This is a genomic window from Pseudomonas faucium (genome assembly GCF_021602585.1).
Taxonomy (GTDB): Bacteria; Pseudomonadota; Gammaproteobacteria; order Pseudomonadales; family Pseudomonadaceae; genus Aquipseudomonas; species Aquipseudomonas faucium.
Genome location: NZ_BQIP01000014.1, coordinates 109,872 through 121,234 on the forward strand (window position 1 = coordinate 109,872; position 11,363 = coordinate 121,234).

The 11,363-nt window shown below is 65.9% G+C and carries 12 protein-coding genes; 7 read left to right on the plus strand and 5 right to left on the minus strand.

The window, feature by feature from the left end; all coding sequences use genetic code 11:
• Positions 1 to 88 precede the first annotated feature (88 nt).
• Positions 89 to 544, minus strand: a complete 456-nt coding sequence (locus L6D75_RS17405) for a GNAT family N-acetyltransferase (protein ID WP_176511495.1) — start codon at positions 542 to 544, stop codon at positions 89 to 91.
• Between the two features lie 192 nt (positions 545 to 736).
• On the opposite strand from L6D75_RS17405, the gene L6D75_RS17410 reads away from it, so the two are divergent.
• Positions 737 to 1,912, plus strand: coding sequence for an MFS transporter (locus L6D75_RS17410; RefSeq protein WP_176511496.1), 1,176 nt, complete (start codon positions 737 to 739; stop codon positions 1,910 to 1,912).
• Positions 1,913 to 2,064: 152 nt separating this feature from the next.
• Positions 2,065 to 2,256: a DUF1289 domain-containing protein gene (locus L6D75_RS17415; RefSeq protein ID WP_176511497.1), complete on the plus strand. Its 192-nt coding sequence runs from the start codon at positions 2,065 to 2,067 to the stop codon at positions 2,254 to 2,256.
• A gap of 9 nt (positions 2,257 to 2,265) precedes the next feature.
• On the opposite strand, the gene L6D75_RS17420 is transcribed toward L6D75_RS17415, so the two are convergent.
• Positions 2,266 to 2,880 (minus strand): TetR/AcrR family transcriptional regulator, encoded by a 615-nt coding sequence (locus tag L6D75_RS17420; RefSeq protein WP_176511498.1) that lies wholly within the window; start codon positions 2,878 to 2,880, stop codon positions 2,266 to 2,268.
• 182 nt (positions 2,881 to 3,062) lie between these two features.
• Here L6D75_RS17420 and L6D75_RS17425 point away from each other — a divergent pair, with 182 nt between their 5' ends.
• The 4 genes from L6D75_RS17425 to L6D75_RS17440 are packed head-to-tail and all read left to right on the plus strand — an operon-like array spanning position 3,063 to position 8,281.
• Positions 3,063 to 4,382, plus strand: coding sequence for an alginate export family protein (locus L6D75_RS17425; protein ID WP_176511499.1), 1,320 nt, complete (start codon positions 3,063 to 3,065; stop codon positions 4,380 to 4,382).
• 18 nt (positions 4,383 to 4,400) lie between these two features.
• On the plus strand, positions 4,401 to 6,068 hold the full coding sequence (locus L6D75_RS17430) for an amidohydrolase (protein WP_176511500.1): 1,668 nt from the start codon (positions 4,401 to 4,403) through the stop codon (positions 6,066 to 6,068).
• Positions 6,069 to 6,114: 46 nt separating this feature from the next.
• A complete protein-coding gene (locus tag L6D75_RS17435) occupies positions 6,115 to 7,269 on the plus strand; it encodes an MFS transporter (protein ID WP_176511501.1) in 1,155 nt (384 codons plus the stop codon).
• Between the two features lie 52 nt (positions 7,270 to 7,321).
• Complete coding sequence (locus L6D75_RS17440) at positions 7,322 to 8,281, plus strand: quinone oxidoreductase family protein (RefSeq protein WP_176511502.1); 960 nt, start codon at positions 7,322 to 7,324, stop codon at positions 8,279 to 8,281.
• Between the two features lie 33 nt (positions 8,282 to 8,314).
• Here L6D75_RS17440 and L6D75_RS17445 read toward each other — a convergent pair whose 3' ends face one another.
• Both L6D75_RS17445 and L6D75_RS17450 read right to left on the minus strand, forming a co-directional pair.
• Positions 8,315 to 8,692: a DUF4440 domain-containing protein gene (locus L6D75_RS17445; protein ID WP_176511503.1), complete on the minus strand. Its 378-nt coding sequence runs from the start codon at positions 8,690 to 8,692 to the stop codon at positions 8,315 to 8,317.
• Positions 8,693 to 8,775: 83 nt separating this feature from the next.
• Positions 8,776 to 9,249 (minus strand): OsmC family protein, encoded by a 474-nt coding sequence (locus tag L6D75_RS17450; protein WP_176511504.1) that lies wholly within the window; start codon positions 9,247 to 9,249, stop codon positions 8,776 to 8,778.
• 254 nt (positions 9,250 to 9,503) lie between these two features.
• On the opposite strand from L6D75_RS17450, the gene L6D75_RS17455 reads away from it, so the two are divergent.
• A complete protein-coding gene (locus tag L6D75_RS17455; protein ID WP_176511505.1) occupies positions 9,504 to 10,217 on the plus strand; it encodes a tellurite resistance TerB family protein in 714 nt (237 codons plus the stop codon).
• Between the two features lie 29 nt (positions 10,218 to 10,246).
• Here L6D75_RS17455 and L6D75_RS17460 read toward each other — a convergent pair whose 3' ends face one another.
• Positions 10,247 to 10,798 (minus strand): GNAT family N-acetyltransferase, encoded by a 552-nt coding sequence (locus tag L6D75_RS17460; protein WP_236193725.1) that lies wholly within the window; start codon positions 10,796 to 10,798, stop codon positions 10,247 to 10,249.
• Between the last annotated feature and the right edge of the window lie 565 nt (positions 10,799 to 11,363).

An 11,363-nucleotide genomic window follows, 5' to 3' on the forward strand; every position in this document is an offset into this window, starting at 1 on the left:
GGGCCGGTCTCGTTATACTGATTATTCATACAGTATTTGCCGAGGCGGCCGATTGCAAGAGGGACGCGGATGGGCGGCGCCCCGGGCGCTACAGGGGCTTGCGCATGAACACCCGGGCAAAGCCGTGCTCGTGTGCCCGGTGGGTCTCTTGATAGCCGAGTTTCTGGTAGATCGCGATGTTCTCGGTCATGCGTTCATGGGTGTAGAGGCGGATGGCCTGGCAGCCGGCCTGCCTGGCATAGTCCTCGCAAAACTGCATCAGCGCCTTGCCCAGGCCTTGGCCTTTGCACGCGGGCAGCACCGCGACATTGGCCAGCAGCATGTCGCTGCCTTCGCGCTGCATCACCAGCACGCCCGCCACCTGGCCGGCCTCGAGCGCGACGTACACCTCGTGGTCTTCGACCACTTGCTGGTAGTCGTCGAGCATCGGTCCTGGCGGCTTGCCGATCCTGGCGATGTAGGGCGAATAGGCGCCATCGACCAACGCGCGGATGGCTTCGACGTCGTCGCGCGTGGCGCGGCGCAGGGCAGGGGCTGGGTTCAATTGGGCGACCTCCGTGAAAGGCCCCGAGCATAAACCCTGGGCGCGGGGCGAGGATAGGTATGAGCGTGCCACGCTTCACTCCGCGCATTTCATATCCAAGCGCTTGCAGCCCCGTGATAAAACGGCCCTCGAACGCCCAATAACAATGCTGCGCAAGCCGGCCCTGGGCCGCTTGCACGCCAAGGAACACCGATGTCTTCGAACCGCCTGTTTGGCACCTTCTGCCTGGGCAGCTACTTGCTGTCACTGTCCTACGGCACCACCTTTCTGCTGGCCATGACCTTGCGCGCCCATGGCGCCAGCGAGGCCGATGCCGGCTCGGTGATTTCCACGGCCATGCTCAGCACCTTTCTGGCCGTGGTGTTTTCCGGGCACCTGAGCGACCACCTTGGCGCCGCCAGGTCGGTGGCGGTTGGCGCGGTGTTTCTCGCGGCGGCGTGCCTTGGGTTTGCCACCTGGCCGGGCAATGGCGGGGCGATGATGCTGTTCGGCTTGCTGCTGGGGTTTGGCTGGGGGGTGTTCTATACCCTCGGGCCGATCATCGTGGCCATGCTGATCGAGCCGCAGCGGCGGGTGAAGTACTTTGCCCTGCTTTCGGGCTGCATGATGACCGGCATCGGCACCGGGCCTTTGCTCGGGCGGGTGGCCCAGGCGCTGGGCTACCCGGTCGAGGCGGCCTTCGTGGTCGCGGCCGCGGCCAGTGTGCTGGGGGGCGTGATGTTCTGGCTGATGTCGCCGCGCCTGCAACCGCATCAGGGTGCGGTGGCCGTGAGCCGGATCAGCCCGGCGGCGGCGCGCTCGGTGCTGTCGTCCAAGGCGGCCTTCGCGATCCTGATGGTCGGCTTGGGCGGCGCGATCTTTGGCGGCTTGTCGAGCTTCCAGACTTCCTATGCCGCGCTCTTGCAGCTGGACTACTCGCTGTTCTTCATCGGTTTCATGTCGGCGGTCATCACCTGCCGGCTGCTGGTCGCCGGCTTTATCGTCAAGCGCGACCCCTACCTGATGGCGTGCCTGCTCACGGCGCTGATCGTGCTGTCGGTGCTGATGTTCATGTTCTGGGTGGCGAGCCCTGGCGGGTACCTGCTGGCGGCGATCGTGCTGGGGGTCGGCTATGGCCTGACCTACTCGGTGATCAACGGGCTGGCGGCCAACGAGGCGCCGGCGGGGCAGACTGCACAGGCGCTGGTGCTGTTCAGCCTGGCCTACTTCATCGGTGTGTTCGGCTTTCCACTGCTGGCGGGCAAGGTCATCGTCGAGGCAGGGATGGCTGCGCTGCTGCAATGGGTGCTGGCGATAGCCTTGCTGAACTGGTCGATTACCGTGGCGCGCCTGGCTTGGCGGCGCAGGCGCGCGGTGGCGGTGGCTTGAGGCATTTGCTTAGGCGGGGGGCCTTGTGGGAGCTGGCTTGCCAGCGATCACCGGCAGAGCCGGTGCCATGCACTGCGGCGTCTGCATTCGCAAAGTCAGCGGCGTGATCGCAGGCGCTGCGTTATGATCCGCGCCCCGCACCGGAGCAGCCCATGGCCAAAGACATCGACAACCCCTGCGTTTCCCTCTGCCAGCTCAACAGCGAGCTGTGCGTGAGCTGTGGCCGCACGCGCGAGGAAATCCGCAAATGGCGTGGCATGAAACGCCCGGAGAAGATGGCCACCGTGCAGCGCGCGGCCACGCGCATGAAGGCCATCGCCAAGAAGAACGCCAAGCAGCGCTGAACGGCGCAGTCAGCGCGCCACCATCCCACGCAACAGCAACTCGATCATCTGCCGCACCTGCAGGGCATGCCCGGCAAAGTCCGGCTCATCCTGGCTGGCCAGGCGCAGGAACTGCAGGTGGCCGTAGTCGTTGATCAGAAACGCCACGTAGTCTACATCCAGGTCTGCACGCAACAGCCCGCGCTGCTTGAAGTCGCTCAGCACCCGGGCAATCTCCTGCACCAGCACGGCATTGACCTTGCGATACGCCGCCGGCAGGCCTTCGCCTGACTGGCCGATGATCTGCGGCAGCAGCTCGCGCCACAGCGCCGCCGGCAACATGCCAAAGGCATGTTCCACCACTTGCCGCTCCAACTGGCACAAAGCCTCGGCGGGGTCGTCCAGGCGGCCGATGCGCTGGCGGGTGGCGACCATCGCGCGGGCGTCGGACTCGCGCAGCGTCTCCAGCACGATGGCCTGCTTGCTGGTGAAGTAGGCGAACACGGTGGGCGCCGACACCCCGGCAGCCTTGGCGATCTGCTCGATGGTGGTGGCCTGGTAGCCCTGGCGGGCGAACAGCGCCACCGCCGCTTCCCCGATGGCCTGGCGCCGCGCCGCTTTCTGTTGTTCCCGCAATCCACTCATGGTCTGCCTGTGCCTTGTGCGTGTTCTGCGCAGAGCATACCCGCTTTCTTGTGTCGCAATAAAATTTTATTGACTAAAACATTTTATCGAATAAAGATTTGCCTCGACCGGCGCAGACCGGCCCCTTGCTGCATTTTTCGAACTGCCCTGTACACAAAAAAAATTCTTACAGGAGCGTCACCATGCGTCACTTCCTCGGCACCTTGGTGCTCGGCAGCCTGCTGGCACCGTGCGCCCTGGCCGACTACCGCTTCACCCTCGGCCAGGCCCAGGGCCAGGCAAGCGTTGCCGCAGGGGCGGCGAGCATTGCCACCCATGGCATCAATTTCGGTGCCGGCCACAGCGACCAACGCAGCGGCCAGCCACGGGGCCAGGAGGCAACCTGGCAAGAGCTCTACCTCAAGCCCGGCGTCGCCCTGCAGTACGCCCTGAATGAGCAGCGCCTGCTGGAGACCGGCCTGTCCCTGGTGGCCACGCACACCTTTGGCGACGGCGATGCCGCTGGCTACACCCGCAGCGATGACGGCCAGGTGGCGGTCGAGCAGGCGTTCGTTGGCGTTCGCCAGGGCGACTGGGGGCTGCGCCTGGGCAACCAGGATTATCAGGTCGGCAGCGGTTTCATCGTGATGGACGGCAACCTCGACCTGTTCGGCGAGGGCGATTACTGGCTCGGCCCGCGCAGCGCCTTTCACGACGGCGCGCTGCTGAGCTACCAGCACGACAGTTTCAGCGCCCAGGCTTTCAGCCTGGCGGCCAGCGACCGCTTGCAGGGCGACTACCGCCTGCAAGGCGCCAACCTCGACTGGCGCGTGGCCGACAGCGCGACCCTCGGCGCGCTGGCCATGGCCGTGCAATCCACCGGCCACGGCCGCAGCTTCGACGCCCCTCGCGAGGGCATGCGGGTCTACAACCTGCGAGCGCTGGACGTTCACCTGCCAGGCCTGGCCGACCTCACCCTGGACGCCGAATACGCCCTGCAACGTGGCCATGGCGACGCCGTGCAGTACCACGCCAGTGCGGGCTACGCCCAGGCCAACTACCGCTTCAGCGCGCTGCCGCTGGCCCCGCAGCTGGGCTGGCGGCATGCCCGCTTCTCGGGCGACAGCGACCCCGGCGACAACCAACAGCAAGGCTGGGACCCGCTGGCCAAGGGCTTCAGCGGCTGGAGCACGTGGCTGGTGGGCGACATCGTCGGCAACTACCTGCTGTTCAACTCCAACGAGCGCGTCGACCAGTACAGCGCCCGCCTGAGCCTGACGCCGACCCTGGCGCTGGGCGCGATCCACTACCGCTTCTCCCTCGACCAACCCAACTACCAGGGCATCGCCGTCGACCAGCGGCGCTTCGCCGACGAAAACACCCTGTACCTGGACTGGGCGCCCACCGAGCGCCTGTACGCCTCGGTGTCCTGCAACTGGGTCAAGCCCATGGCCGCGGCGCGCCAGGTGTTCGGCAACGACACCTTCCGCGCCCTGGAAATGTACCTGACCTACCGCTACTGACCGCTAACGAGAACGACCATGACCTTGCCTGCCGATTACCTGATCCACAACGCCCGCATCTACACCGTCGATGCCCACAAACCCTGGGCCCAGGCCCTGGCGGTGCGTGGCGAGCGCATCGTCCACGTGGGCGACAACGCCTCGGTGCAGGCCTTCGCCGGCCCGCACACCCAGCGCATCGACGCCGGCGGCAAGCTGGTGCTGCCGGGGTTCGTCGAGTCCCACTGGCATTTCAGCACCACCGCCTTCGCCTTCCAGGCCTTCATCAACCATGAAGACCCCGAGCAGATGCTGGCGCTGCTCAAGCGCTACGTCGACGAGCACCCCGACGAAAAAGCCATCACCGGCATGGGCTGGATCCAGGCCCTGGTGCCGCCGCACCTGCTGCGCCGGGAAACCCTCGACGCCATCTGCCCGGACAAGCCGGTGTGCCTGATGGCCACCGACTACCACACCATGTGGGTCAACTCCAAAGCCCTGGAAATTGCCGGCATCGACCGCGACACGCCGCCGGTGGAAGAGGGCGCCAGCTGGTTCGAGAAAGACCCGGTCACAGGCGAGCCCACCGGCGTGGTGGTCGATGGCGCCGCCTACTTCCTGCTGATGAAGCGCATCAGCGACGCCGGCTACCTGCCCACCGGCATCGACCTGTACCTGCGCTCGATTGCCGTGTGGCAGGAGAAGCTGGTGGCAGCGGGCATCACCACGGTATTCGACGCAGGCTTCCTCGACCCCAGCGGCGACCAGGACCTGCTCTACGAAACCCTGCAGCAGCTCGAACGCGAAGATCGCCTGAAGCTGCGGGTGGTCGGCAGCTACATCTCGCTGGGCGAAGAGGACGACCCGGTGGCCATCCTGCGCAGCATGCGCGAACGCTACCAGTCGCCGCTGGTGCGCGCCCAGGCGCTGAAGATGATGCTCGACGGCACCGAGATGAACCACACCGCCTACCTGCTCGAACCCTACTGCGACAAGCCCGACAGCTGCGGCGCCACGGTGATGCCAGCAGAGGTGTTCGAGCGCAACGTGCGCGAGGCCGACCGCCATGGCATCGACGTGATGATCCATGCCGTGGGCGATGCTGCCGTGCGCCTGGCGCTGGACGTGATCGAGCGCACCAATGAAGCCAACCCGCCGCGCGACCGCCGCCACGTGATCACCCACGCCTTCCTCACCCACCCCGACGACATCCCGCGTTTCCGCCAGGTCGGTGCGCTGGCCAACACCCAGCTGCAGTGGGGCGTGGTCGATGCCTACTCCGAAGCCATCCGCCGCTCCTATGGCGATGCGCGCTGGCGCTCGATGTACAAGTTCCGCAGCTTCGTCGACCAGGGCGTGACGGTGTCCATCGGCATGGACGGCCTGGCCTGCCAGTGCCGTTGCCAGCACCGCCCGGTGGAGCACATCGAGTCCGGCCACACCCGCCAGCTGGCCGGCGAGCCCGACGCGCCGGTGATGCCGGACATTAATGAAAAGCTCAGCATCCCGCAGCTGATCGCCGCCTACACCCTGCACGGTGCCTACCAGCTGCGCCTGGAGCACGAGATTGGCTCGCTGACCGAAGGCAAGCGCGCCGATGTGATCATCCTCGAGCGTGACCTGTTCGAGTTGAACAAGCACGACATCGGCAAGACCGAAGTGGCGCTGACCATGATGAACGGCCGCATCGTCCACAACGCCCTCTGACCCCGCCGCGGCCCCCTGCGGGCCGCGTTGCCTGGAACACGCCCCCATGAAAGCACGCACAGGTCTTGTGACCCGCACTCTGTTCATCTATATCGCCATCGCCTCGACCATGATCGTCGGCGTCGGCCCGGTGTTTCTCGGCATGCTCGCGCGCAAGTTCGACCTGCCGCTGGAGCAGCAGGGCTGGGTGCTGTCGATGGAAATGGCCGGCGTCATCGTCGGCACGCTGTTCAGCCCGGCGGCCGAACGCCGCGTCGGCACCCGCCTGTTGACCCTGGGCGGTGCCTTGCTGGGCCTGGCCGCCAACCTGAGCTGCGTGCAGGCGGAGGGCTTCGCCGGCCTGCTGGCCTGCCGGCTGGTGGCGGGTGTCGGTGGCGGCTTGTTGTACAGCAGCGCGCTGACCGCCCTGGGCCGGTTGCCGCAGCAGGCACGCTCCTATGGCGCGATGCTGTTTCTGCAGACCTTGCTGTTTGCGGCGTTCGCCTCGGTGTTGCCGGTGATTGCCGAGCGCTATGGCCTGAGCATGGCGATTACCGCGCTGGCGGCGTGGTTTGCGGTGATCGTGCTGATCTGCCATTGGCTGCCGGATGTGCGTGCGGTGTGCCCGGTCGTCACGGAGCAGGTCATCCAGCACGCGCCGGGCAGCGGCAAGGTGGGGCTGTATGCGCTGGTCGGCATGCTGTGCCTGCAGATGGGCATCTACTCGGTGTGGGGCTTTCTGGAAAACCTGGCGGTCGAGGGCGGCGTTGCCCCGGTGGATGTCGGCTGGGCCTTGGGTTTGGGCTTGCTCGGCGGCCTGCCGGGTTCGGCGCTGCCCAGCCTGTTCGGCCAGCGCCTGTCGAGCAACCTGATGATCGCCCTGGGTTCGCTGGCCGTGCTCTGTTCGCTGGCCATGCTGGCCCGTGGCGTGCACCAGGCCGGGGAGCTGGCGGTGGCGGTGTTCGTGATGAACGTTGGCTGGACGCTGGCGCTCACCTACTACATGGCCACCGTCGCCACCCATGACCCAAGCAAACGCCTGGCCCCGGCCATCGGCTTCGTCCAGGTGTCCGCTGCTGCCGTGGCGCCGGCGCTGGTCGCGGGGCTGTTGCCGTATTCGGGGGAGCAGGTGATCTACCTGCTGGCGGCGTTCGCCATCGTCGGCGGCGGGTTGATGCAGTGCCTGCTGTTGCGCGCGCAGCGGGGGCTGGTTCAGGTGTGAGGGGCTTCTGGTATCGTTGCCGGCACGCCTGATTACCCCTAGGAGTCCCTTCATGAAAGCAGCCATCGTCCACGCCTTCGACCAACCCCCGCGCTATGGCGATATCGACGCGCCGCAAGCGGCAGCGGGCGAGGTGCTGGTGCGGGTGCGCGCCGCCGCACTCAGCCAGCTGGTGCGTGCCCAGGCCAGCGGCAAGCACTACAGCAGTGGCAAGACCTTGCCGTTGGTGCCGGGTGCCGATGGTGTCGGCCTGCTGGAGGACGGCACCCGCGTGTACTTCGCCTTCCCCCGCGCGCCGATCGGCGCCATGGCCGAGACCGTGGCCGTGGATGCGCGCTGCTGCGTAGCCATACCGGATGGCATCGATGACATCACGGCGGCGGCGATCGCCAACCCGGGCATGTCGTCGTGGTCGGCGCTGCAGGAACGGGCGGGGTTCAAGCCCGGCGAGCGCGTGTTGATCAACGGCGCCGCCGGTGCCTCCGGGCGCCTGGCGATTCAGGTGGCCAAGCACCTGGGCGCATCGCGCGTGGTGGCGACGGCGCGCAACCGCGCGGTGCAAGCTGAGCTGCGCGAACTGGGCGCGGATGCCTTCATCTGCCTGGACCAGCCCGCCGAGCAGCTGACCGCTGCCTTGCGCGATGAAATCCGCGGGCCGGGCGTCGATATCGTGCTGGATTACCTGTGGGGGCAACCGGCCGCGTGCATCCTCGATGCCCTGGGCGGCCATGCCAGCCGCGAGGCCGCGCCACGTGTGCGCTTCGTCAACATCGGCGCGATTGCCGGGGCGACCTTGCCGATGAACCCCAGCGTGTTGCGCGGCACGGGCCTGGAGATGCTCGGCAGTGGCCTGGGCAGTGTGTCCAACGAAGGGTTGGTGAAGGTGGTCGGGCAGCTGCTGAAGGCGATCAAACCGGCGGGGATGAAGGTCGAGGCCCTGGCCGTGCCATTGAGCGAGGTCGAAGCGGCCTGGCAGCGCAGCAGCGCAGAACGCATCGTGTTCGTCATGTAGTTATTGCGGGCGTATCAGGCCAGGGAAGGCCGCTCACGCGGCCCAGGTTTCATGGAGATGACGCCATAGCACGCACTCGCCCTGCAGGCTGAAAAGCGCCGTCGAGATCCGCGTCTTTGCCTCCTGGCCCGGCAACCGGTGGGTTTCCCGGTAGCGAACCAGGGCACCGTCCGGCCACTGCGCCAAGGCCTGCATTTCGCTGAGCTCGATGCTCAATCCAGGCTGGCTGCCTGCACGCTGGGCGAACAGGGCTGCTACCTGCTGCAGCCCAACCTCCATACCTGAAGGCGAGACCATGGAGAAGTCCGGGTGGAACCGCTCGACCATCGCTTGGACCTGGGCCTCACCTCGGCAGAACAGCGCCTCGATCAGTTCGTGCAGGTCAATGACTTCTTGAAAGTAGGGATTCATGAGGTGGCGTCCTGGGTGGGGGGCCGATTATGCCTGAACAACCTCAATCGACCCACGACAGCGTAAAAAGCAGCGCGGCTGCACTAGACCTGGTAGTTGATGAGCGCCTTGCAGCTGATGGGGAAGTTGACCGAGTTGGCAATGAAACACTCGTGGTGCGCATCGTCATGCAGGCGCAGCGCAAGGTCGATATCCGATTCGCGGCTGATGACCACTTGTGGGCGCAGTTCCACGTCCTTGAAATGCCCCTTGCGCTGGCCATCGCCTTCGACCATCCGGCCCACCGGGTGGTCGACATAGTCCAGCACGCTCACCTGGTTGACGGCGCACAGGTGCAGATACCAAAGCTTGTGGCACGCGCTAATCGAGGCCAGCAACATGTCTTCAGGGTTCCAGCGTTCGGCGTTGCCGCGAAAGGCCGGGTCGGCGGAGCCAAGCACCGGCGCCTTGCCCGGGCTCTGTACGGTGAAGTCTCTCTGGTAGGCCGTGTAGCTGGCAGTGCCTTCACCTGTGTTGCCGGTCCAATTGATGGTGACAGCGTAATGGTGTTCTTTCATCGCCACTCCTGTGCTGGAAGTTTGCCCGCAGGACAGTCTGCGCTCCCGCGTCGGCGCCAACATCTTGCACGCCTGGCAGGGTTTCCCACCAGCGCCTGTTATTTGCAGCCGCGCAAGCATCAACAGTGCGCAGGCACTGATTCCGCGGCGGCGGCAGGGCTTGGCTTTTCCGCTGGTCAGGCGGTCATGGCGGATGGCCTGTACGGGGCTATCGTTGCTTGTCTGTGCCACGACGAGCGACCGAGGGCGGTGCCATGAACACCAGTGATCTGCTTGAACAGTTATTGCGCGCCGGCCAAGGCTCGCAGGCGCAACAGCAACGCAGCGGCATGCCCGCGCAGGATGGCCTGGGCGGGCTGGGCGGCTTGCTTGGCGGTTTGCTCGGCGGCGGCAGTAGCAGCGGTGGCGGCGGTGGCCTGGGCGGCCTGCTCGGCGGGCTGCTGGGCGGTGGCAGCGCTGGCGGCAGCCCCCAGGGGCGTTCGGGAGGTACCAGTTATGCGGCCCTGGCATCGTTGGGCATGATGGCCTTCCAGGCCTATCAGAGCTGGCAGCGCAGCCAGGCCGCAGCGCCGCAACAGGCGTTGCAGACAGTCGATCAATTGTCCGGCCCCGAGGCTGAAGACCACAGCCATGCAATCTTGCGCGCGCTGATTGCCGCGGCCAAGGCGGACGGGCGCATCGACGAGCAGGAAGAGCAGGTGATCTACGCCGAGATCAAGCGCCACACCAACGATCCGCACCTGCAGCAGTGGCTCGATGACGAAGTCGGCAAGCCACTGGATGCGGCCGAAGTGGCCCAGGCGGCCAAGGACCCGGCCATGGCCGCGGAAATGTACCTGGCCAGCGTGATGCTGGTGAATGACCAGGGCGACGCCGAGCGCGCCTACCTCGACGAGCTGGCCAGCGCGCTGCAGATTGAACCGGCGTTGCAGGTGCACCTGGAGCAGCAGGCCAAGGGCGGAGCGTGACCAGGCGTCACTTCAACGGCTAAGGGTCTTTACGTGGGGAGGCCGAGCTTCAGGCCATAGCGCGTCAACGCAAGTGGCTCGCCGTCTTCTTCGACCACGCGCTGGCTCGCTTGCTGCGCGATGAAGCCCTGCCTGAGGTAAAAGCGCTTGGCGCGCACGTTGCCATCAAGCACCCAAGCGCTCACCTGCTCGAAGCCGCCAGCGCTCAGCGCCTGTCGTACCTGCGCCCATAAAGCTTCACCAATGCCTTGCCCCCAGGCCGCTGGGTCGAGGTATATCGCCATGAGCTCACCCATGTCTGCAGTGGCGCCCTCATCGCGGCTCGGGCCGAAGGAGCACCAGCCCACGGTTTGGCCATCGAGTTCCGCTACCCGTATTGACGGTGTGTTCTGTGCGATGGCCTGGGTCAGGAACGCCACGCGGCGTTCGACAGTGGTGCTCAGGGCGTTCAGGTAATTGGCTGACAGCAGGCCCTGGTAGGCGCTCTGCCAGCTGCGGATGTGCAGGGTGGCGATGGCGGTCGCGTCGTCGGGGACGGGTTTGCGAATCAGCAGCCCTGGCAATGGGGTTGAGTGGGTCATGGGGTTACGGCCTTTTTGCGCCTGTGATGACCGAGGCTGCTGCAAATAAGGCGCCAGGTGCTCAGGGGCGGGTTTGGCAGAGCGAACATCCCTCAACTGTCGCGCTGGAGACACAACGGCAACAGCTTTGTCGGCTGCTTTACACTGAGTTTGCTGTTGAACCTGGGCGAGCAAATGTCTTGCGAGCGCGTGCGTGTAGCGTCATTGGCACTGACTGGCCACAACGATTTGCGCAGCTTCTGATCGACAGCTGTGTGCGAACCTTCTATTTGGCTGCCTGTATCGTTACAATTCGCGGGTTGCACCCAAACACCCCCCCAAGCGTCGTCCGGCAATAACGACGACGCCAACCCTGGCGATGCTCCCTGCCCAGGGCTTTCACCCTCGGTTGAGCCAAGGCTCAGTCGAAACCCTTGATTGGCGCTGCGGGCTTGAACCGCGGTGCATCTCGCCGACACGCGTGGTACCCCTGCGCTGTCGGCCTCTCGCCCGGCCAACGGAGCCGTGTCCAGAACCGGCATTGCTGCCCCGCACGATCAGTGTGGTCGCCGTTATCAGGCCCTTT

Bases quoted from the DNA above. Each gene is read 5' to 3' on its own strand.
- L6D75_RS17410 (WP_176511496.1), top strand. From the start codon at position 737: ATGTCTTCGAACCGCCTGTTTGGCACCTTCTGCCTGGGCAGCTACTTG.
- L6D75_RS17415 (WP_176511497.1), top strand. From the start codon at position 2,065: ATGGCCAAAGACATCGACAACCCCTGCGTTTCCCTCTGCCAGCTCAAC.
- L6D75_RS17420 (WP_176511498.1), bottom strand. From the start codon at position 2,880: ATGAGTGGATTGCGGGAACAACAGAAAGCGGCGCGGCGCCAGGCCATC.
- L6D75_RS17425 (WP_176511499.1), top strand. From the start codon at position 3,063: ATGCGTCACTTCCTCGGCACCTTGGTGCTCGGCAGCCTGCTGGCACCG.
- L6D75_RS17430 (WP_176511500.1), top strand. From the start codon at position 4,401: ATGACCTTGCCTGCCGATTACCTGATCCACAACGCCCGCATCTACACC.
- L6D75_RS17435 (WP_176511501.1), top strand. From the start codon at position 6,115: ATGAAAGCACGCACAGGTCTTGTGACCCGCACTCTGTTCATCTATATC.
- L6D75_RS17440 (WP_176511502.1), top strand. From the start codon at position 7,322: ATGAAAGCAGCCATCGTCCACGCCTTCGACCAACCCCCGCGCTATGGC.
- L6D75_RS17445 (WP_176511503.1), bottom strand. From the start codon at position 8,692: ATGAATCCCTACTTTCAAGAAGTCATTGACCTGCACGAACTGATCGAG.
- L6D75_RS17450 (WP_176511504.1), bottom strand. From the start codon at position 9,249: ATGAAAGAACACCATTACGCTGTCACCATCAATTGGACCGGCAACACA.
- L6D75_RS17455 (WP_176511505.1), top strand. From the start codon at position 9,504: ATGAACACCAGTGATCTGCTTGAACAGTTATTGCGCGCCGGCCAAGGC.
- L6D75_RS17460 (WP_236193725.1), bottom strand. From the start codon at position 10,798: ATGACCCACTCAACCCCATTGCCAGGGCTGCTGATTCGCAAACCCGTC.